Origin of the sequence: Streptomyces sp. CB02056, assembly GCF_001905545.1 — a bacterium.
Classification (GTDB): domain Bacteria; phylum Actinomycetota; class Actinomycetes; order Streptomycetales; family Streptomycetaceae; genus Kitasatospora.
The window spans coordinates 250,315-272,395 of record NZ_LIPD01000002.1; the positions used below are offsets into that span (position 1 = coordinate 250,315).

Consider the following 22,081-nt stretch of genomic DNA (forward strand, 5'->3'; position numbering starts at 1 on the left):
TCAGGGGGAGCGCGCGCTCCGGAAGGGGGCGCGAGCGTGGCATTGTGGTTGCGCGGGCGGTAGGACAAAAACCTTCGCCCGATCTGATGTTGTGATGTTGAGGGCGTGTGAACGTACCCCTCGATGATGAATACTCGGTCTTCTCGACATCCGGACGGTCGCGGGTTGGAGGGGTCGGTCCGTTGAACAGCACTCCGGCGCGGAGCGTGTCGCCGAGCAGCAGCGGTCATGCCGCTGTACCCGGGCAGGCCGGTTCCGCGCACCTGTCCGTACCGGACGGCGCGGTCGCCGGGCGCGGCCACCACCCCGTCGCCGAGGACCGCGCCTGGGGCGCCGGCGACCCCGGCTCGATCTACGACTACATCCGGGTCGCCACCTTCGCGATCGGCCCCGACGGGCGGATCAGCCAGTGGAGCGAGCGCGCCGCCGAGTTCTTCGGCATCCCGGCCGCCGAGGCCGTCGGCGCCGACCCGGTCACCACCTTCGTCCCCCGCGAGCTCTGGCAGCGCGGCCGGGCCCGGCTGGAGCGCACCCTGGCGGGCGAGGAGTGGGTCGGCACCACCCCGTACCGGGACGCCGACGGCGGCGAGGGCCTCGCAGAGCTCTACCTGATGCCCGACAGCGCCCTGCCCACCGCGGGCGCCACCTGCCTGGCCGTCGACCTCGGGCGGCTGCGCCGGATCGAGACCGACCTGGCCGCCTCCGAGGCCGTCTTCGGGCAGACGCCCACCGGCTTCGTGCTGTTCGACGACCGGCTGCGGCTGCAGCGGGTCAACGACGCCTTCGCCTCCGGGATGGGACTGGTCCCCACCGACCTGGAGGGCCTCACCCCGCACGACCTCTTCCCGCCGTCCGAGGCGGACCGGCTCACCGCCGCCCTGCGCAAGGTCGTGGCCACCGGCGAGCCCGTCTTCGACCTGCGCTTCCACGGCGCCGTCCCGACCCGCGAGGGCAACCGGCTCTGGGCCGTCTCGCTGTACCGCCTGAACGGCTCCGCCGGGCAGACCATGGGCGTGGCCGGGCAGGTCTCCGACGTCACCAGCCGGCACGTCGCCGAGCGCGAGGCCGACGGGGTGCGCCGCAACCTGGCCCTGCTCAACGAGGCCAGCGCGCACATCGGCTCCACGCTCGACCTGGAGACCACCGCCAAGGAACTGCTGGACGTCGTCGTCCCGCCGTTCTGCGACCTCGCGACCGTCGACCTCTACACCGCGCTGCTCTCCGGCGAGACCGTGCCCAGCGCCGGCCGGCTCGGCGACACCGTGCTCACCGACGGCAGCGGCGAACTGCGCCGGGTCGCCGTCTCCAGCGTGGTCGGCGGCGCCTCCTCGGTGCTCGGCTCGGTCACCGGCCTGCCGATCGCCGAGGCCGGCGGCACCCTCTGCTACCCGCGCCGCTCCCCGCACGCCCGGGCGCTGCGCACCGGCCGCAGCGTCGTCCCCGAGCCCGGGCGCGACCCGCTGCTGCGCTCCACCCTGATCGTCCCGCTGGTCGCCCGCGACCAGGTGCTCGGCCTCGTCCAGCTCTCCCGGGCGATCGGCAGCGAGCCCTTCGACGCCCGCGACGTCGCGATCGCCGAGGAACTGGTCGCCCGCGCCGCCGTCTGCATCGACAACGCCCGGCTCTACCGGCGCGAGCACGAGCGGGCGCTGATCCTCCAGCGCAGCCTGCTGCCCCCGGGCAACCCGGCCGCCAGCGGCCTGGAGATCGCCTGCCGCTACCTGCCCAGCAACAACAACACCGAGGTCGGCGGCGACTGGTTCGACGTCATCCCGCTGCCCGGCAACCGCACCGCGCTGGTCATCGGCGACGTGATGGGCCGCGGACTGCGCGCCGCCGTCGCGATGGGCCAGCTGCGCACCGCCGTCCGAACCCTGGCGATGCTCGACCTCGACCCCGCCGAGGTGCTCGGCGCCCTGGACGAGATCGCCCGCGGCCTCGGCGACGACTCGGTGCCGGCCGGCCCGCCCACCCCGTACGGGCGGCTCACCTCGACGGCCGACGAGGAGGCCCGCGAGGTCTACCTGGCGACCTGCGTCTACGCGGTCTACGACGCCGTCACCCGCCGCTGCGTCTTCGCCAACGCCGGCCACCTGCCGCCCGTCCTGCTCAGCCCCGGCGAGAGCTCCCGGATGCTCGACGTGCCGCCCGGTCTGCCGCTCGGCGTCGGCGGCGAGCCCTTCGAGGAGGTCGAGCTGACCCTCCCGGACGGAGCCGTGCTCGCGCTCTACACCGACGGCCTGGTGGAGAGCCGCAAGCACCAGCTGGACGAGGGCCTGCGGGCCTTCCGCTCCGCGCTCTCCGACGGGGGCAAGGGGCTGGAGGACCTCTGCGACCACGTGCTCGGCGAGCTCAACCCGCACCACGGCGAGGACGACATCGCCCTGCTGATGGCCAAGGTGCACGCCTTCCCCGAGGACGCCGTCGGCAACTGGTTCCTGCCGCCCGAGCCCACCTCGGTGGCCAAGGCCCGCGAGCTGGCGTGCAGCTGGCTGCTCGCCCGGGGGCTGGACGAGCTGGTCGACACCACCGAGCTGCTGGTCAGCGAGCTGGTCACCAACGCGCTCAAGCACGGGCGGGGCGAGATCCGGCTGCGGCTGCTGCGCGAGCGCGGCCTGGTCTGCGAGGTCTGGGACGACGGCTACGCGCAGCCCCGGCAGCGGCGCGCGCAGGAGACCGACGAGGGCGGGCGCGGCCTGCAGCTGGTCAGCCTGCTGGCCGAGCGCTGGGGCAGCCGGCGCACGCCCAAGGGCAAGATCGTCTGGTTCGAGCTCGGGCTGTAACGGCCCGGAGCGGTGGGCCGGACGGGTGCAGTCGCCCGGCCGCCCGCCGTGTCGGCACGGGCCGGGTGCCCGGGGCGGCGTTCGATGGCCGCCATGCGCGTCCGCCAGCTCACCGCCGCAGCCGCCGCGCTGCTGCTCGCCGCCGGTCTCGGCGGCTGCTCCGACGACCCGGGCCCCGCCCGCACCCCCGCCGCCGTACCCGCCCCGGCCGAGCCCACCGCCACCACCGGGGACGTCGGGCCGGTCGACCGCGCCGCCGTCCGGGACGGCGGCACGCTGCGCTGGGCCCTCGACCGCGTCCCGGCCACGCTGAACGTCTACCAGGGCGCGGCGACCGCCGACTCGGCGCTGCTCGCCCACGCGCTGTACCCCTCGCTGTTCCGGCCCGACGAGCACGGCCGGCTCGCCCCCGACCCGGACTACCTGGAGGGCGCCGAGTCCACCCCGCCCGGGCAGTCGCCGCAGGTGGTGACGTACCGGCTGAACCCGCGCGCCGTCTGGAGCGACGGCACCCCGGTCTCGGCCGCCGACCTCGACGCCCAGCGGACCGCGCTGTCCGGCCTGGACCCCGCGTACCGGGGCGGGCGGGCGGCCGGGTACGACGCCGTCGAGTCGGTCGCCCCGGGCGCCGACCCGCACGAGGTGCGGGTGACCTTCCGGCGGCCGTACGCGGAGTGGCGCTCGCTGTTCGGGCCGCTCTACCCGGCCGCCGAGACGGCCACCCCGGCCGACTTCGACCGGCCGAGCGCCGGGCCGTACACCCTCTCCCGGTACGACGCCGAGGGCGGGACGGTCACCGTGGTGCGCAACCCGCTCTGGTGGGGCGAGCCGGCGAAGGCCGACCGGATCGACTTCCTCGCCTCGCCGCCCGAGCAGCGGCTGGACGCGCTGGACCAGGACCGGCTGGACGTCGCCCCGCTCACCGCGGCGGTGGACCGGGCGGTGCCCGCCCCGGCCGCCGATGCCTCCACCGCTCCCGCCTCCGCCTCACCCTCCGTCGCGCCGCCGCCCGAGGCCGCGCCCGAGTCGGCGGCGCTGGCACTGCGGCGGGCCGAGTCACTGCCAGGCGTCACCGTGCACCGGGCCGCCGCGGCCTCGCTCACCCAGCTCACCCTCAACGCCGAGCGCGCCCCGCTGACCGACCCGCTGGTGCGCCGAGCCCTCACCCGGGCCGTCGACCGGCAGCGGATCGCCGCCGCCGCGCTCACCCCGCTCGGCCTGCCCGCCGCGCCGCTCGGCAGCCACCTGCTCGCCGGCGACCAGGAGGGCTACCGGGACAACAGCGGCGCGGTCGACCAGGCGGACCCGGGCCTGCTGCTGGACGAGGCGGGCTGGATGCGGCCCACCGGCGGGGGCGTCCGGAGCAGGGGCGGCAAGCCGCTCTCCCTCTCGCTGCTGCTCCCGGCCGGTTCGGCGACCGCCAAGCGCACCGCCGACGCGCTCACCGCCGGCCTCGGGGACGCCGGGATCGCGGTGCGGCAGGTGCCCGTGCCCGCCGAGTCCTTCGTCGGGGAGCACCTGGCGGCCGGGGACTACGACCTCGCGCTCTTCTCCCGGCCGGTCGGCCCCAGCCCGGCGAGCGAACAGCGCCCCGCCTACGCCAAGCCCCGGCCGGACCCCGACGGCGTGCCGGACCCGGGCGGCAACTTCGGCCGCGGCGGCACCGAGGAGATCGACCGGCTGTTCGATCGGGCGGCCGCCGAACCGGACCCGGCGGCCCGGCTCGTCCTGCTCCAGGAGGCGGACGTACGGATCTGGCAGCTCGGGCACTCGGTGCCGCTCTACCAGCGGCCGGAGCTGGTCGGGGTCCGGACCGGGGTGGTCGGCGCGGGCGCGTACGGCTTCGGGTGGCCGCGCTTCCAGGACGTGGGCTGGGGCGGGTAGGGCTTCCCCGGCGGGGCGGCGCACGGCGTCGGCGGACGCCTCCCGGAGACCGCTCCGGGGGCGTCCGCTCGTTGCGTCGGCCGGGCCGTCGGGGCACGAACGGAAGGGGGCCGGAGCCCGGTCGCCGGGTGGGCGCCGTGTGATCCGCCTGTGATCTTGATCCCCTGCGACCTGCTCGTTTCTGCTCACCTGGGCGCTTCCCCGTACGATAGGAGGAAGCCGAGGCATGTCGATATGCCCGGCGGGTGGACCGGTAGTAGCAGGCGGAACGGGTGGCAGCGGCCGAAAGGGCCGCAAGTGCGCGTCTCGCGGCCGGGCGCCGTAACCCACGATTCCGGGAGAATCCGCTAGGCATGCCCACGCGCAACGACATCCGTAACGTCGCCATCGTCGCCCACGTCGACCACGGCAAGACCACGCTGGTCGACGCCATGCTCAAGCAGGCCGGCGCCTTCGCAGCCCACCAGCAGCTCGATGACCGGATGATGGACTCCAACGACCTGGAGCGCGAGAAGGGCATCACCATTCTCGCGAAGAACACCGCGGTCAAGTACCACCCCAAGGATGGTGGCGCGCCGATCACCATCAACATCATCGACACCCCGGGCCACGCCGACTTCGGTGGCGAGGTCGAGCGCGGTCTGTCGATGGTGGACGCGGTCGTCCTCCTGGTCGACGCCTCCGAAGGCCCGCTGCCGCAGACCCGGTTCGTGCTCCGCAAGGCGCTCACCGCCCGCCTGCCCGTCATCCTCTGCATCAACAAGACCGACCGTCCGGACTCCCGGATCGACGAGGTCATCAACGAGACCTACGACCTGTTCCTGGACCTGGACGCGGACGAGGACCAGATCGAGTTCCCGATCGTCTACGCCTGCGCCCGTGACGGCGTCGCCTCGCTGACCAAGCCGGAGAACGGCACCGTCCCGGCCGACAGCACCAGCCTGGAGCCCTTCTTCTCCACCCTGCTGGAGCACGTCCCGGCCCCCAGCTACGACGAGGACGCCCCGCTCCAGGCCCACGTCACCAACCTGGACGCCGACAACTTCCTCGGCCGCATCGCGCTGCTCCGCGTCGAGCAGGGCGAGCTGCGCAAGGGCCAGACCGTGGCCTGGATCAAGCGTGACGGCTCGATCCAGAACGTCCGCATCTCCGAGCTGCTGATGACCGAGGCGCTCACCCGCAAGCCGGCCGAGGTGGCCGGCCCCGGTGACATCTGCGCCGTCGCCGGCATCGGCGAGATCATGATCGGCGAGACCCTGGCCGACCCGGAGAACCCGATCGCGCTGCCGCTGATCACGGTGGACGAGCCGGCCATCTCGATGACCATCGGCACCAACACCTCGCCGCTGGTCGGCCGTGGCGGCAGCGGCAAGGGCGCGGACGCCAAGGCCGGCGTCAAGGTGGACCGCAAGGTCACCGCCCGCCAGGTGAAGGACCGCCTGGACCGCGAGCTGATCGGTAACGTCTCGCTGCGCGTGCTCGACACCGAGCGTCCGGACGCCTGGGAGGTGCAGGGCCGCGGTGAGCTGGCGCTGGCCATCCTGATCGAGACCATGCGCCGCGAGGGCTTCGAGCTGACCGTCGGCAAGCCGCAGGTGGTCACCAAGCAGGTCAACGGCAAGACCCACGAGCCCGTCGAGCGCCTCACGGTGGACGTGCCCGAGGAGCACATGGGTGCCGTCACCCAGCTCATGGGCATCCGCAAGGGCCGGATGGACAACATGTCCAACCACGGCTCGGGCTGGGTCCGGATGGAGTTCGTCGTGCCGTCCCGCGGCCTGATCGGCTTCCGTACCGAGTTCCTCACCAACACCCGCGGCACCGGCATCGCGCACTCGATCCACGAGGGTCACGAGCCGTGGTTCGGCAACCTGACCACCCGCAACAACGGTTCGCTGGTCGCCGACCGGGCCGGTGTGGTCACCGCCTTCGCGATGACCAACCTGCAGGAGCGCGGCGTGCTCTTCTGCGAGCCGGGCACCGAGGTGTACGAGGGCATGATCGTCGGTGAGAACTCGCGTGCCGACGACATGGACGTGAACATCACCAAGGAGAAGAAGCTCACCAACATGCGCTCGGCGAACGCCGACGTGGCCGAGTCGATCGTCCCGCCGCGCAAGCTCTCGCTGGAGCAGTCGCTGGAGTTCTGCCGCGAGGACGAGTGCATCGAGGTGACCCCGGAGACGGTTCGCATCCGTAAGGTCGTCCTCGACCAGAAGGACCGCGGTCGCACCGCCTCGCGCGCCAAGAAGGCGTGATCCGGACGCACTGAACGGCCATTGGCCGGAATGATTCGCCCCCCTTTCCCATGGAGAGGGGGGCGAACTTTTTCAACTACTCCAAGTTGTCGGGGCCGCTATTCACGGAATAGCGCTCATCACACCCAGGTGTCCGCTGAGCGGACGTGACAGTTCGTCATCCGTGACGACTGTCCGTTTGGTGCCTGTCTGGCTATGTCTCAAATGTCCGGTTTTCGAAACTTACCGACTGTTCATGTGACCTAATTGAGATCGTCACTGGTCACTTTCGTGTCCGTGCGTGACGGATAGTGGGTGCAGTCAGGCTCGGGTCAAGGGTGAACGCGCAGGGGTGCGCGCCGAAACCACGAGCGCGGACGGCACAGCGGGTCCGGTGGGAACCGTTCCGCAGTGCCCTCCTCGTTGCAACGTCGAATTCAGGAGGCACACCGATGCGCGGTGCGAGCCAGGCCAAGTGGGTTGTCGCAGCTGTTGCTGTCGCCCTCGCTGCGACTGCGTGCAGCAGCAGCGACTCCTCCGGGGGCAGCTCCGACAGCGCTGCGGTCGACCCGGGCGCCAGCTTCAGCTACCAGAGCGCGGAGCCGCAGCGCCCGCTCCAGCCGGCCAACGCCATGGAGAACCAGGGCGGCCGTATCGTCAAGCAGCTCTTCAAGGGCCTCGTCGACTACGACCCCGCGACCGGTGCGCTGCGCAACCAGGTGGCCGACAAGATCGAGACCACCGACGCCAAGAACTACACCGTCACGCTGAAGTCCGGTTGGACCTTCCACGACGGCACCCCGGTCACCGCCAAGTCCTTCGTGAGCTCCTGGAACTGGTCGGCCAACCCGAAGAACAACCAGATCAACTCGGACTGGTTCTCCGACATCGTCGGCTACGACGCGGTCCACCCGGACAAGGACAAGGGTGACCCGACGGCCACCGAGATGTCCGGTCTGAAGGTCGTCGACGACACCCACTTCACGATCGAACTGTCCACCCCGGTCTCGTACTTCACGTACAAGCTCGGCTACTCGGCCTTCTTCCCGCTGCCCGAGGGCTTCTTCACCGACCCGGCCGGCTACGGCCAGAAGCCGGTCGGCAACGGCCCCTACAAGTTCGTCTCGTGGGAGCACAACAAGGCCATCACGCTGGCCGCCTACGACAAGTACACGGGCATCGACAAGCCGAAGAACGGCGGCGTCGTCTTCCGGAACTACACCGCCGGTGAGGCCGCGTACAAGGACCTGATGTCCGACACCCTGGACGTCCTGGACCAGGTCGACTCGACCGACCTGCCGAAGTACAAGGACGACCTGGGCAAGCGCGCGGTCGACCAGCCGCAGGGCGCCATCCAGAACATCTCCTTCGCGCTGTACCAGGGCGACTGGAACGCGCAGGGCAAGGAGAAGGTCCGTCAGGGCCTCTCGATGGCGATCGACCGCGACACCATCACCAAGACCGTGCTGAACGGCAACCGCATCCCCGCCGACTCGTTCGTGGCGCCCGGCGTCATGGGCTACAAGGCCGGCACCTGCGGCGACGCCTGCAAGTTCAACCCGGAGAAGGCCAAGCAGCTCATCACCGAGGGCGGCGGCGTTCCCGGCGGCAAGATCACCATCCTGTACAACTCCGACGGCAGCCACAAGGAGTGGGTGGACGCGGTCTGCAACTCGATCCGCCAGTCGGTCGGCGTCGAGTGCCTCGGTGACCCGAAGCCGGACTTCAAGACCTCGCGTGACCTGGTCACCAACAAGCAGGTCCAGAGCATGATGCGTACCGGCTGGGTGCAGGACTACCCGCTGAACGCCAACTTCCTGCGCGACGTCTACGGCACCGGTGCCGCGGCCAACGACGGCAGCTACTCCAGCCCGGAGTTCGACAAGCTGTCGAAGGAGGCGGACGCCGCCACCACGGTCGAGAAGACCGCGGAGCTCTACCAGCAGGCCGAGGCCGTTCTGGCCAAGGACATGCCGGCCATCCCGCTCTGGTACTACAAGACCAGCTCCGGCTACTCCAAGAACGTCCAGAACGTGAAGTTCAACTCCTTCGGCGACCCGGTCTACACCGACGTCGAGGTCAAGAAGAAGAAGTAATCGGTCGGCACCGCCTGACCCGGTGACAACGGCCGGTGCCCGTCCATCCCCACAAGGGCGAGGACTGGCACCGGCCGTTGGCACGCCGACTTATCTCTTGCCGGGTTGACGGGCCCGGCAGAGTCATACATGGAGGCACGATGGGGCGCTTTGTCGCAAGGCGACTGCTCCAGATGATCCCGGTGTTCCTCGGAACGACCGCACTCATCTTTTTCATGGTGCACTTGCTGCCCGGTGACCCGGTCGCAGCGTTGTGGGGCGACAAGGCGCCGGACCCGGTGCAGGTTGCCGCCCTGAGGCACCAGCAGGGCTTCGACAAGCCGCTGCTGCAGCAGTACCTCAGCTACATGGGGAAGCTGTTCACCGGTGACTTCGGCATCGGCCTGGACCAGCGTCCGGTCATCGACAAGATCACCGAGGCGCTGCCGGTCACGGTCCGGCTGGCGCTGTTCGCGTTCCTCATCGAGATCGTGCTCGGCATCGGGATCGGCCTGTACGCCGGTCTGCGCCGTGGCAAGCTCTTCGACAAGGGCGCCCTGGTCATGACCCTGCTGCTGATCTCGATCCCGGTCCCGGTGCTGGGCTTCATCTTCCAGACGGTCTTCGGGCAGAACCTGAAGTGGGTCACCCCGACGGTCCAGGACAGCAACGACATCACCCAGCTGGTGCTGCCGGCCGTGGTGCTCGGCTCGCTCTCGCTGGCCTACGTCGCGCGCCTCACCCGTACCTCCATCGCCGAGAACATCAAGGCGGACTACGTCCGCACCGCGGTGGCCAAGGGCCTGCCGCGGCGCAAGGTGATCGGTACCCACCTGCTGCGCAACTCGCTGATCCCGGTGGTCACCTTCCTCGGCACCGACCTCGGTGCGCTGATGGGCGGGGCGATCGTCACCGAGGGCATCTTCAACGTCCAGGGTGTGGGCCACGCGCTCTTCCAAGCGATCAACATGAAGGAGGGCGCGACGGTCTCCGGCTTCGTCGCCTTCCTGGTGATCGTCTACCTGGCCGCCGGCCTGCTCGTCGACCTGCTTTACGCGGTCCTGGACCCGAGGATCCGTTATGCCTGACCTGACCGAGAAGAAGACCGCCGGGGACATCCCGGCGCAGCGCGCCGCCACCGCGGCCGCCAAGCCCGAGAAGCCCCGCAGCCTCGGCTCCGACGCGTGGCACGACCTGCGGCGCAAGCCGATCTTCGTGATCTCCGCCGTGCTGATCCTGCTGCTGGTCGTCATCGCGATCGCCCCCGGTCTGTTCACCTCGGTGGACCCGCGGGCCGGCGACCTGCGCAACCACTACCTGACGAAGCCGAACTACGGCCACCTGTTCCAGGCGGACTGGTTCGGCTACGACCTCCAGGGCCGCAGCATCTACGCCCGCGTCGTCTACGGCGCCCGCGCCTCGATCATCGTCGGCATCTGCGTCACCCTGGGTGTGACCATCCTCGGCGGCCTGGCCGGCATGGTGGCCGGCTACTTCGGCGGCTGGGTCGACACGATCATCTCCCGCGTCACCGACATCTTCTTCGGCATCCCGCTGCTGCTCGGCTCGCTGGTGGTCCTGAACGCCTTCACCTCGCGCACCGTGTGGAGCGTGGTCTTCGCGCTGGTCGCCCTGGGCTGGACCCAGATGACCCGTGTCATGCGCGGCTCGGTGATCACGGTCAAGCAGGCCGACTTCGTGACGGCCGCCAAGGCGCTCGGCGCCGGCACCTGGCGGATCATGTTCAAGCACATCCTGCCGAACGCGGTCGCCCCGGTGATCGTCGTCGCGACCATCGCGCTCGGCGGCTACATCGCCACCGAGGCGACGCTGAGCTTCCTCGGCATCGGTCTTCAGGACCCGACCATCTCCTGGGGCATCGACATCAACTCGGCCCAGAAGGTGATCCGTACGGCTCCGTTCGCCCTGTTCTTCCCCGCCGGAATGCTGAGCCTTACCGTGCTCGCGTTCATCATGCTCGGCGACGCGGTGCGCGACGCCCTCGACCCGAAGCTCCGCTGAGAGAAGAGGTGACGACCCCGATGACCACCGTGATCGAGAACGACCAGAAGAACGACCGTCTCGAAGTTGGCACTCCTCTTCTCGAGGTGAAGGACCTCCACGTGGAGTTCCACACCCGGGACGGTGTCGCCAAGGCCGTGAACGGCGTCAACTACTCCGTCGCGGCCGGCGAGACGCTCGCCGTGCTCGGCGAGTCCGGCTCCGGCAAGTCCGTGACGGCGCAGACCATCATGGGCATCCTGGACATGCCCCCGGGCAAGGTGACCCAGGGCCAGATCCTGTACCGCGGCAAGGACATGCTCACGATGAGCAACGAGGAGCGGCGCCGGATCCGCGGCCGGAAGATCGCGATGATCTTCCAGGACGCGCTGTCCGCGCTGAACCCGGTGCTCTCCGTCGGCTACCAGCTCGGCGAGATGTTCCGCGTGCACCAGGGCGCCTCCCGCAAGGAGGCGAAGGAGAAGGCCATCGAGCTGATGGACCGGGTGCGCATCCCCGCCGCCCGGGAGCGGGTGAACGACTACCCGCACCAGTTCTCCGGCGGTATGCGCCAGCGCATCATGATCGCGATGGCGCTGTCGCTCCAGCCCGACCTGATCATCGCGGACGAGCCCACCACCGCCCTGGACGTGACCGTCCAGGCCCAGGTGATGGACCTGCTCGCCGAGCTGCAGGCCGAGTACAACATGGGTCTGATCCTGATCACCCACGACCTCGGCGTGGTCGCCGACGTCGCGGACAAGATCGCCGTGATGTACGCGGGCCGGATCGTGGAGACCGCCCCGGTGCACGAGCTGTACGCGAACCCCGCGCACCCGTACACCAAGGGCCTGCTCCGCTCCATCCCGCGCCTGGACCAGAAGGGCCAGGAGCTGTACGCGATCAAGGGCCTGCCCCCGAACCTGCTGAAGGTTCCGACCGGCTGCGCGTTCAACCCCCGCTGCGACGTCGCCACCGACCTGTGCCGCACCGAGATCCCGGCGCTGCACCACGTCACGGACAAGGACGGCAAGGAGCTCACCGGCCGCCGCAGCGCGTGCCACCTCTGGAAGGAGACCCTCCATGGCTGAGAACATCCTGGAGGTCAAGGACCTGGTCAAGCACTACCCGCTGACCCAGGGCATCCTCTTCAAGAAGCAGGTCGGCGCGGTCAAGGCGGTCGACGGCATCTCCTTCGAGCTGAAGAAGGGCGAGACGCTCGGGATCGTCGGCGAGTCCGGCTGTGGCAAGTCCACGCTGGCCAAGGTGCTGATGAACCTGGAGCGGGCCACCTCCGGCCAGGTGCTGTTCAAGGGCGAGGACATCTCCACCCTGCAGGGCGCCGCCCTGAAGGCCGTCCGCCGGAACATCCAGATGGTGTTCCAGGACCCCTACACCTCGCTCAACCCGCGCATGACGGTCGGCGACATCATCGGCGAGCCGTTCGAGATCCACCCCGAGGTGGCGCCCAAGGGCGACCGCCGCAAGGCCGTCCAGGACCTGCTGGACGTCGTGGGTCTGAACCCGGAGTACATCAACCGGTACCCGCACCAGTTCTCCGGCGGCCAGCGCCAGCGCATCGGCATCGCCCGCGGCCTCGCGCTCAAGCCCGAGATCATCATCTGCGACGAGCCGGTCTCCGCGCTGGACGTGTCCGTCCAGGCGCAGGTGATCAACCTGCTGGAGCAGCTGCAGGGCGAGTTCGGCCTCTCCTACATGTTCATCGCGCACGACCTCTCCATCGTCCGGCACATCTCCGACCGCGTCGGCGTGATGTACCTGGGCAAGATGGTCGAGATCGGCTCGGACGAGGAGATCTACGAGAACGCCACCCACCCGTACACCCAGGCGCTGCTCTCCGCGGTGCCGGTGCCGGACCCGACGGCGCGCGAGTCCCGCGAGCGGATCATCCTCACCGGGGACATCCCCTCGCCGGCCAACCCGCCGTCCGGCTGCCGCTTCCGCACCCGCTGCTGGAAGGCGGAGGAGCGGTGCTCCGAGGAGGTCCCGCTGCTCGCGGTCCCCTCGCTGCTGGAGGGCGCGGCCGCCCACGAGTCGGCCTGCCACTTCCCCGAGGTCCGGGAGCAGGCCGCGGCCTGATCCCCCCGGTAGTCGCAGGAAGGGCCCGTGGCGTTCGCGCCGCGGGCCCTTTCCGCATTCTGTCGATCCGGCGCCGCGTCGATCCGGCGCCGCGTCGATCCGGCGCCGCGTCGATCCGGCGCCGCGTCAACTCGGCAGGGGGTCACCGCACCCGTCCGGGTGCACCTGACGCGCGCCGTCGCCGGGGCGCGCTTCTCATGGGGTGTGATGCGAAACACACCCTGAGGAGGGACCTCCATGCCCGTAGCCGCCCGTGCTCGTTGGGTCCTCGCCGTTGCGACCTCCGTGGCCCTGGTGGCCACCGGCTGCAGCAGCAGTAGCGGCGGAGGGGGCAGCGGTTCATCGGACGCCGGCAAGTCCTTCAGCTACCAGAGCAACGAGCCGCAGAACCCGTTGCAGCCGGCCAACGCGAACGAGGTCGGCGGCGGTCGCATCATCCAGAACCTCTTCAAGGGGCTGGTCGACTACGACCCGAGCAACGCCAAGATCCGGATGCAGGTCGCCGACAAGATCGACACCAGTGACTCGCAGACCTTCGACATCACGCTGAAGGACGGCTGGAAGTTCCACGACGGCACCCCGGTGCACGCCCAGAACTTCGTCGACGCCTGGAACTGGGGCGCCAGCCCGGCCAACAACCAGATCAACAGCTCCTGGTTCTCCGACATCGAGGGCTACCAGGACGTCCACCCGACCTCCGGCCAGCCCACCGCGGACAAGATGTCCGGGCTGACCGTCACCGACGAGCTGCACTTCACCGTCAAGCTGAGCCACAAGGTCTCGTACTTCGAGTACAAGCTCGGCTACATCGCCTTCTCCCCGCTGCCCGAGGGCTTCTTCAAGGACCCGGCCGGGTACGGGCAGAAGCCGGTGGGCAACGGCCCGTACCAGTTCGTCAGCTGGTCGCACAACAACAACGTGGTGACCAAGTCCTTCCCGGACTACCAGGGCGTGGACAAGCCGAAGAACGGCGGCATCGTCTTCAAGATGTACACCACGTCCGAGGCCGCCTACGCGGACCTCCAGTCCAACAACCTGGACGTGATGGACCAGGTGCCGCCGTCCGCGCTGGCCACGTACAAGAGCGACCTCGGGGACCGGGCGGTGGACGCGCCGCAGGGCGCCATCCAGAACATCGGCTTCACGCTTTACCAGGCCGACTGGGCGTCGCCGGACAAGGCGAAGGTGCGCCAGGGCCTGTCGATGGCGATCGACCGCGCCACCATCACCAAGACGGTGCTCCAGGGCTCCCGCAAGCCCGCCACCGCCTGGGTGGCCGAGGGCGTCGAGGGCTACAAGGACGGCGCCTGCGGCGAGTTCTGCACGTTCGACGCGGCCAAGGCCAAGCAGCTGATCCAGGAGGGCGGCGGCGTCCCCGGCAACAAGCTGCTGATCACCTACAACGCGGACGGCGGCCACAAGGAGTGGGTCGACGCGGTCTGCAACTCGATCCGGCAGAACACCGGGGTCGACTGCCTGGGCGACCCGAAGCCCGACTTCAAGACCGCGCGGGCCGCGATCACCGGGCACACCCTCAACGGCGCCTTCCGCACCGGCTGGGTGCAGGACTACCCGCTGAACGCCAACTTCCTGGCCGACGTCTACCGCACCGGTGCCGCGTCCAACGACTTCGGCTACAGCAACCCGCAGTTCGACGACGCGGCCACCAGGGCCGACGAGGCCGCCAGCGTCGCCGACACGGTGACCGGCTACCAGCAGGCCGAGGCCGTGCTGCCGAGCGGGATGCCCGCCATCCCGCTCTGGTACTACCGCACCAACTCGGGCTACTCGACCAAGGTGCAGAACGTGAAGTTCGACTCCTTCGGCAACCCGGCCTGGACCCAGGTCGAGGTCAAGGGCTGAGCCCCGAGCCCTCGCGCCGGCCCCGCCCTCCCCGCACGGAGGGCGGGGCGCGGTCTCTCGGCCGACCGGTCCGGTCGGCCGGGCACCCAGTCGGACACCTAGGAAGGAGGCTCGGATGGGCAGTTACGTGCTGCGTCGGGTGCTGCAGATGATCCCGGTGTTCTTCGGCACCACGCTGCTGATCTTCCTGATGGTCTACACGCTGCCCGGCGACCCGGTGGCGGCGCTGTTCGGGGAGAAGGCCGCCGACCCGGCCGTGGTCGCCAGCATCAAGCACACGTACTACCTGGACCAGCCGCTCTGGAAGCAGTACCTGCACTACATGGGGAACCTCTTCCAGGGGGACTTCGGCACCAGCTTCACCGGCCGTCCGGTCACCGACATCATGGCGGACGCCTTCCCGGTCACCATCCGGCTCGCCCTGATGGCCTTCGTCTTCGAGATGGTCGCGGGCCTGGCCCTCGGCCTGGTCTCCGGCCTGCGGCGCGGCAGCGTCGCGGACACCCTGGTGCTGGTCTTCACCCTGGTGGTGATCTCGATCCCGGTCTTCGTGCTGGCCTACATCGCCCAGACGGTGTTCGCCACCAACCTGGGCTGGGTCACCCCGACGGTGCAGGACAGCTACGACCTGACCCAACTGGTGCTGCCGGCCGTCGTCCTGGGCTCGCTCTCGCTCGCGTACGTGGCCCGGCTCACCCGGACGTCGATCGGCGAGAACCTGCGGGCCGACTACATGCGCACCGCGGTCGCCAAGGGCCTGCCCCGGCGCACCATCATCTCCCGCCACCTGCTGCGCAACTCGTTGATCCCGGTGATCACCTTCCTCGGCACCGACCTCGGCGCGCTGATGGGCGGGGCGATCGTCACCGAGGGCGTCTTCAACGTGCAGGGCATCGGCAACGTCCTGTACCGGGCGGTCAACCAGAAGGAGGGCCCCACCGTGGTCGGCATCGTGACCGTCCTGGTGATCATCTACCTGGTCGCCAGCCTGCTCGTCGACCTGCTCTACGCGGTCCTGGACCCGAGGATCCGCTATGCCTGACATCCACGACGAGGACTCGTACGAGCCGCACCCCAAGCCCGGGGTCTCGCGCCTCGACTACGCGGGCGAGCAGGGCATGGCGGTCGAGCAGGAGACGTTAGTCGAACCGGACGTGGTGAAGCGGGAGGAGGCCCGCAGCCTGTGGGCCGACGCCTGGCGGGACCTGCGCCGGCGGCCGATCTTCCTGATCTCGGCGGTGCTGATCGTGCTGCTGGTGGTGATGGCGGTCTTCCCCTGGGCGTTCACCTCCGCGGACCCGCGCAAGGCCGACCTGGTGAACGACTACCTCAGGCGGCCGAACTGGGGCGACGTCTTCGGGGCCGGCTGGTTCGGGTACGACGCCCAGGGCCGGTCCATCTACGCCCGGGTGGTGTACGGCGCCCGCGCCTCGATCACCGTCGGCATCTTCGTGACCGCCGCCGTCACCCTGCTCGGCGGGCTGACCGGGATGGTGGCCGGCTTCTTCGGCGGCTGGGTCGACGCGCTGCTCTCCCGGATCACCGACATCTTCTTCGGCATCCCGCTGCTGCTCGGCGCGCTGGTGCTGCTGAACGCCTTCGCCACCCGCACGGTGTGGAGCGTGGTCATCGCGCTGGGCGTGCTCGGCTGGACCCAGATCGCCCGCGTGATGCGCGGGGCGGTGCTGACCGTCAAGCAGGCCGACTACGTGGTGGCCGGCCGGGCGCTCGGCGCCGGGACGGGCCGGCTGATGTTCCGGCACATCCTGCCGAACGCGATCGCCCCGGTGATCGTGGTGGCGACGATCGCGCTCGGCGGCTACATCGCCACCGAGGCGACGCTGAGCTTCCTCGGCATCGGTCTTCAGGACCCGACCATCTCCTGGGGCATCGACATCTCCTCCGCCCAGAAGGTGATCCGGACGGCGCCGTACGTGCTGTTCTTCCCGGCCGCGGCGCTCTCGATCACCGTGCTGGCCTTCATCATGCTGGGCGACGCGGTGCGCGACGCCCTCGATCCGAAGCTTCGCTGAGCGAGGGGAGCGCATCGTGAGTACAGCGGTGGACACCACCGGGCACGAGCGGAAGGCGCCGTACCAGGGGCCGCTGCTCGACGTCCGGGACCTGCACGTCGAGTTCGCCACCCGGGACGGGGTCGCCAAGGCGGTGAACGGGGTGAGCTACTCCGTCGCGGCGGGGGAGACGCTGGCGGTGCTGGGGGAGTCCGGCTCGGGCAAGTCGGTGACGGCGCAGGCGGTCATGGGCATCCTGGACATGCCGCCGGCCCGGATCCCGCGCGGCGAGATCCTCTACCGGGGCCAGGACATGCTCAGGATGGGCAAGGAGGAGCGGCGCAGAATCCGCGGTCAGAAGATCGCGATGATCTTCCAGGACGCGCTGTCCGCGCTGAACCCGGTGCTCAGCGTGGGCTACCAGCTCGGCGAGATGTTCCGGGCGCACCGGGGGGTGTCCCGCAAGGAGGCGCGGGACAAGGCCGTCGAGCTGATGGACCGGGTGCGCATCCCGGCCGCCAAGGAGCGGGTGAACGACTATCCGCACCAGTTCTCCGGGGGCATGCGGCAGCGGATCATGATCGCGATGGCGCTGGCGCTGGAGCCGGACCTGATCATCGCGGACGAGCCGACCACGGCGCTGGACGTGACGGTGCAGGCCCAGGTGATGGACCTGCTCGCCGAGCTGCAGGCCGAGTACAACATGGGGCTCATCCTGATCACCCACGACCTGGGCGTGGTGGCGGACGTCGCGGACAAGATCGCGGTGATGTACGCGGGCCGGATCGTGGAGACCGCCCCGGTGCACGAGCTGTACGCCCGGCCCGCGCACCCGTACACCCGGGGCCTGCTGGACTCGATCCCCCGGCTCGACCAGAAGGGCCAGGAGCTCTACGCGATCAAGGGCCTGCCGCCCAACCTGCTGCGCATCCCCCCGGGCTGCGCCTTCAACCCGCGCTGCCCGCGCGCCCAGGACGTCTGCCGGGCCGAGGTACCGGAGCTGTTCCCGGTCGCCGAGGAGGACGGGACGCCGTTGGAGGGGCGCGGCAGCGCCTGCTTCTTCTGGAAGGAGACCCTCCATGACCGTTAACGGGTCCAGCGCACTGGGCGCGGTGGTGCCGGAGGAGGTCGCCCTCGCGCGGGAGGTGCCGCGCGGCGAGCCGATCCTCGAAGTCCGGGACCTGGTCAAGCACTTCCCGCTCACCAAGGGCATCATCCTCCGGCGGCAGGTCGGGGCGGTGAAGGCGGTCGACGGGGTCACCTTCGACCTGATGCACGGTGAGACGCTCGGGATCGTCGGCGAGTCCGGCTGCGGGAAGTCCACGCTGGCCAAGGTGCTGATGAACCTGGAGCCGGCCACCTCGGGATCGGTCCGCTACAAGGGGGAGGAGATCTCCCGGCTCTCCGGGGCGGGACTGAAGGCCGTCCGGCGGAACATCCAGATGGTGTTCCAGGACCCGTACACCTCGCTCAACCCGCGCATGACGGTCGGCGACATCATCGGCGAACCGTTCGAGATCCACCCCGAGGTGGCGCCCAAGGGGGACCGCCGCAAGGCCGTCCAGGACCTGCTGGACGTGGTCGGGCTCAACCCCGAGTACATCAACCGGTACCCGCACCAGTTCTCCGGCGGGCAGCGCCAACGCATCGGCATCGCCCGGGGGTTGGCGCTCAAGCCGGAGGTCATCATCTGCGACGAGCCGGTCTCCGCGCTGGACGTCTCGGTGCAGGCGCAGGTGATCAACCTGCTGGAGCAGCTGCAGGGCGACTTCAACCTGTCGTACATGTTCATCGCGCACGACCTCTCGATCGTCCGGCACATCTCCGACCGGGTCGGGGTGATGTACCTGGGGAAGATGGTCGAGATCGGCAGCGACGCGGAGATCTACGACCACGCGACCCACCCGTACACCCAGGCGCTGCTCTCGGCGGTGCCGGTGCCGGACCCGACGGCGCGGGAGACGCGGGACCGGATCGTGCTCACCGGCGACGTGCCCTCGCCGGCCAACCCGCCGTCCGGCTGCCGCTTCCGCACCCGCTGCTGGAAGGCGCAGCAGCGGTGCGAGGTCGAGGAGCCGCTGCTGGTCGCGCCGTCCTGGCTGGGCGACGCGGCGCGGCACGACTCGGCGTGCCACTTCGCGGCGGAGCGGGGTGTCGAGCGGGAGTCCGGCTGACACCGGCCCCTTACCAGGGCGCGTCCTCGCAGGTGGGGGCGCGCCCTTTCCCGTGACGGAAAAGAGATCTGCCGCGGGCTCGCCAAGTACCCTCCCTTCCCTGATAGTTGCTCTGCGCCCAGCGGTGGGTGCCGCGGTGCTGAGGAGGGCGGCTCTGATGGACGCGGTGGAGGTGATCGGCGGTGGCCGGGGGAGCGTGGAGCCCGGGACGCCGCTGCTGGAGGTCGACGACCTGCACGTGGAGTTCCACACCCGGGACGGGGTCGCCAAGGCGGTGAACGGGGTGAGCTACTCCGTCGCGGCGGGGGAGACGCTGGCGGTGCTGGGGGAGTCCGGCTCGGGCAAGTCGGTGACGGCGCAGGCGGTCATGGGCATCCTGGACATGCCGCCGGGGCGGATCACCGCGGGGCGGATCCTGTTCCGCGGCGAGGACCTGCTGACCATGGGCACGGCCGCCCGGCGGTCCATCCGGGGCGGGCACATCGCGATGATCTTCCAGGACGCGCTGTCGGCGCTGAACCCGGTGCTCAGCGTGGGCTACCAGCTCGGCGAGATGTTCCGGGCGCACCGGGGGGTGTCCCGCAAGGAGGCGAAGGAGAAGGCCGTCGAGCTGATGGACCGGGTGCGCATCCCGGCCGCCAGGCAGCGCGTCGGGGACTTCCCGCACCAGTTCTCCGGCGGGATGCGGCAGCGGATCATGATCGCGATGGCGCTGGCGCTGGAGCCGGACCTGATCATCGCGGACGAGCCGACCACGGCGCTGGACGTGACGGTGCAGGCACAGGTGATGGACCTGCTGGCCGACTTGCAGGCCGAGTACAACATGGGACTGATCCTGATCACCCACGACCTGGGCGTGGTCGCGGACGTCGCGGACAAGATCGCGGTGATGTACGCGGGCCGGATCGTGGAGACCGCCCCCGTAAGGGAGTTGTACGCCCGGCCCGCGCACCCGTACACCCGGGGCCTGCTGGACTCGATCCCCCGGCTCGACCAGAAGGGCCAGAACCTGCACGCGATCAAGGGCCTGCCGCCGAGCCTGCTGAGCCTGCCGGAGGGCTGCGCCTTCAACCCGCGCTGCGACCGGGCGCAGGACCGCTGCCGCACCGAACTCCCGGCGCTGACACCGGTCACCAGCGAGTACGGGACGGAGCTGGCGGGCCGCCGCAGCGCCTGCCACTACTGGCGCGAGACGTTGCACGGCTGAGCCCCGTCCACCCGCTACTTCACGAAGCCGACGTTCTCCCAGACGATGTCGGACAGGCCCTGCGCGCCGATGTTGGCGAGGTCGGCGCGGGCCCCGTACAGCTGCGGGCGCTGGTAGAGCGGCAGGACGCCGGCCACCTTCCAGAGCTCGCCGTCGGCCTGGTTGATCGCCTCGGAGGCGGTGCCCGCGTCGGCCGCGGCGGCGGCCCGGTCGAGTGCGGCGTCCACCGCCGGGCTGCCCGCGCCGACGTGGTTGGTGCCGCCGCTCTGGACGAAGTTGGCGCGGTTGCCGCTGGCCGGGAAGGGGGTGCCGATCAGCGAGTAGGCGGCGATGTCGAAGTCGTCGCGGTTGACGTACCGGTCGAAGAACTCGTTGGCGGGGGCGGTCACCGTGGTCACCTTGATGCCGACGTCCTTGAGCATGGCGGTGGCGTTGGCGGCCTCGCTCTGGGCCGGGGTGACGCCGGCCGGGACGACCATCCGCAGGTTCAGCTCGCGGCCGTCCTTCTTCCGTACGTCGCCGTCCAGCTTCCAGCCGGCCGCGTCCAGCTTGCGGGCGGCCTCGGCGGGGTCGTAGCGGGCCAGGCCCAGGGAGTTGTCGCGGTAGCCGTTCTGGTTGGTGACCAGCAGGTGGTTGTTGAGCGGGACGGCGGGCCAGTCCAGGCCGTTGAGGTCGGCGCGGATCACCACGTCCCGGTTGATCGCCTGGAAGACGGCCTGGCGCACGGTCGCGTCGCTGAGCGCCGGGGTGCGGGCGTTCAGGGTGAGCTGGCGGAAGTCCGGGCCGCCGGCCCGGCGCACCACGGCGCCCTTGGTGTTCCTGATGACCTGGTAACCGGCCACGTCCGGGCCGTTGTTGACGAGGTCGATCCGGCCCTGGGCGAAGGCGGCGGGCATCGCGTCGGGCAGCATCGCGTGGAAGACGATCCGGTCCAGCACGGGCTTGTCGCCCCACCAGGAGGGGTCGGCGACCAGCGTGACGGTCTGGGTGGCGCGGTCCAGCTGTTCGACCTTGAACGGGCCGGCGCTGACCGGGAACCCGTCCAGGTAGGAGCTGTTGAACAGCTCCGGGGTGGAGACCCTACTGGCCGGCAGCAGCGGGGCGTTGCCGGCGCTGTTGAACATCGACTGCCACTCGGAGAACGGGCGGTCGAAGGTCATCACGGCCTGGTAGTCGTCCTTGCCGCGCTCGACCGCCGAGACCAGCTCGAAGCCGGTGCTGCTGGAGGCCTTGTAGGCCGGGTCCTTCCCGTTCAGGGCGCGCCAGTTGGCCTCGATGTCGCGCCAGGTGATCGGGGTGCCGTCGGACCAGTGGGCCTTCGGGTTGAGCGTCCAGGTGACCACCTGCCGGCCGTCCCTGAGCTCGGCGTGCGCCTCCTGCAGGTAGGCGGGGTTGGGCGTCTGGGTGCCGGCGGCGTCCGAGCGGAAGAAGGTCGGCAGCAGCGGCTTGCTGACCATGACGGTCGAGGACTCGCTGCCGTCGGCGTGGATCGGCGACCACTGGCGGGAGAACTGGGCGATCGCCAGGTTCAGGGTGCCGCCCTGGCGCAGTCGGGCCCGGTCGTGCGGGTTGATGTCGATCGCGGTCAGCTTGGGCGCTGTGGTGCCGGAGGGCAGCGCGTCGCCGCCGCCCTGGCCGGCGGTGCAGGAGCAGAGCGCCAGCGAGAGCGTGAGGGCGGTGAGACCGGCGAGCAGGGCCGTCCCGTGGCACTGGAGGCGGCGGTGCATCGGCGTGCTCCCGGGGTG

15 protein-coding genes are annotated in these 22,081 nt (G+C 70.3%); 14 read left to right on the top strand and 1 reads right to left on the bottom strand.

All coding sequences use genetic code 11. The features are described from left to right. Positions 1 to 182: 182 nt before the first annotated feature. The 14 genes from AMK13_RS05195 to AMK13_RS05260 all read left to right on the top strand — a co-directional run bounded on the left by AMK13_RS05195 (position 183) and on the right by AMK13_RS05260 (position 20,336). Positions 183 to 2,783 carry a SpoIIE family protein phosphatase gene (locus AMK13_RS05195; protein WP_375874154.1) on the top strand — a complete coding sequence of 867 codons (2,601 nt, stop codon included), beginning with the start codon at positions 183 to 185 and terminating at the stop codon, positions 2,781 to 2,783. 93 nt (positions 2,784 to 2,876) lie between these two features. Then, a complete protein-coding gene (locus AMK13_RS05200) occupies positions 2,877 to 4,667 on the top strand; it encodes an ABC transporter family substrate-binding protein (RefSeq protein WP_074001348.1) in 1,791 nt (596 codons plus the stop codon). A gap of 353 nt (positions 4,668 to 5,020) precedes the next feature. Continuing rightward, positions 5,021 to 6,925 carry a translational GTPase TypA gene (gene typA / locus AMK13_RS05205; RefSeq protein ID WP_049654883.1) on the top strand — a complete coding sequence of 635 codons (1,905 nt, stop codon included), beginning with the start codon at positions 5,021 to 5,023 and terminating at the stop codon, positions 6,923 to 6,925. 431 nt (positions 6,926 to 7,356) lie between these two features. Beyond that, on the top strand, positions 7,357 to 9,000 hold the full coding sequence (locus tag AMK13_RS05210) for a peptide ABC transporter substrate-binding protein (protein ID WP_074001349.1): 1,644 nt from the start codon (positions 7,357 to 7,359) through the stop codon (positions 8,998 to 9,000). A 140-nt stretch (positions 9,001 to 9,140) separates the two neighbouring features. Then, entirely contained in the window at positions 9,141 to 10,067 is a 927-nt protein-coding gene (locus AMK13_RS05215; RefSeq protein ID WP_074001350.1) for an ABC transporter permease, read from the top strand. Next, on the top strand, positions 10,060 to 11,001 hold the full coding sequence (locus AMK13_RS05220; protein ID WP_074001351.1) for an ABC transporter permease: 942 nt from the start codon (positions 10,060 to 10,062) through the stop codon (positions 10,999 to 11,001). Before AMK13_RS05215 ends, AMK13_RS05220 begins: the two co-directional genes overlap by 8 nt. Before the next feature lie 20 nt (positions 11,002 to 11,021). Next, positions 11,022 to 12,071 carry an ABC transporter ATP-binding protein gene (locus AMK13_RS05225; RefSeq protein ID WP_074001352.1) on the top strand — a complete coding sequence of 350 codons (1,050 nt, stop codon included), beginning with the start codon at positions 11,022 to 11,024 and terminating at the stop codon, positions 12,069 to 12,071. Further along, entirely contained in the window at positions 12,064 to 13,080 is a 1,017-nt protein-coding gene (locus tag AMK13_RS05230) for an ABC transporter ATP-binding protein (protein WP_074001353.1), read from the top strand. The genes AMK13_RS05225 and AMK13_RS05230 overlap by 8 nt, the downstream gene beginning before the upstream one ends. A gap of 237 nt (positions 13,081 to 13,317) precedes the next feature. Next, positions 13,318 to 14,943 (top strand): peptide ABC transporter substrate-binding protein, encoded by a 1,626-nt coding sequence (locus AMK13_RS05235; RefSeq protein ID WP_049654867.1) that lies wholly within the window; start codon positions 13,318 to 13,320, stop codon positions 14,941 to 14,943. Between the two features lie 115 nt (positions 14,944 to 15,058). After that, positions 15,059 to 15,985 carry an ABC transporter permease gene (locus AMK13_RS05240; protein WP_074001354.1) on the top strand — a complete coding sequence of 309 codons (927 nt, stop codon included), beginning with the start codon at positions 15,059 to 15,061 and terminating at the stop codon, positions 15,983 to 15,985. A gap of 76 nt (positions 15,986 to 16,061) precedes the next feature. Then, positions 16,062 to 16,976: an ABC transporter permease gene (locus AMK13_RS05245; RefSeq protein WP_074001556.1), complete on the top strand. Its 915-nt coding sequence runs from the start codon at positions 16,062 to 16,064 to the stop codon at positions 16,974 to 16,976. Positions 16,977 to 16,992: 16 nt separating this feature from the next. Further along, complete coding sequence (locus AMK13_RS05250) at positions 16,993 to 18,045, top strand: ABC transporter ATP-binding protein (protein ID WP_074001355.1); 1,053 nt, start codon at positions 16,993 to 16,995, stop codon at positions 18,043 to 18,045. Further along, positions 18,035 to 19,129: an ABC transporter ATP-binding protein gene (locus AMK13_RS05255; RefSeq protein ID WP_074001356.1), complete on the top strand. Its 1,095-nt coding sequence runs from the start codon at positions 18,035 to 18,037 to the stop codon at positions 19,127 to 19,129. The genes AMK13_RS05250 and AMK13_RS05255 overlap by 11 nt, the downstream gene beginning before the upstream one ends. 157 nt (positions 19,130 to 19,286) lie before the next feature. After that, complete coding sequence (locus AMK13_RS05260) at positions 19,287 to 20,336, top strand: ABC transporter ATP-binding protein (protein WP_074001357.1); 1,050 nt, start codon at positions 19,287 to 19,289, stop codon at positions 20,334 to 20,336. Positions 20,337 to 20,350: 14 nt separating this feature from the next. Here the strand turns inward: AMK13_RS05260 and AMK13_RS05265 are convergent, their stop codons facing one another. Beyond that, entirely contained in the window at positions 20,351 to 22,063 is a 1,713-nt protein-coding gene (locus AMK13_RS05265) for an ABC transporter family substrate-binding protein (RefSeq protein ID WP_074001358.1), read from the bottom strand. Positions 22,064 to 22,081 lie beyond the last annotated feature (18 nt).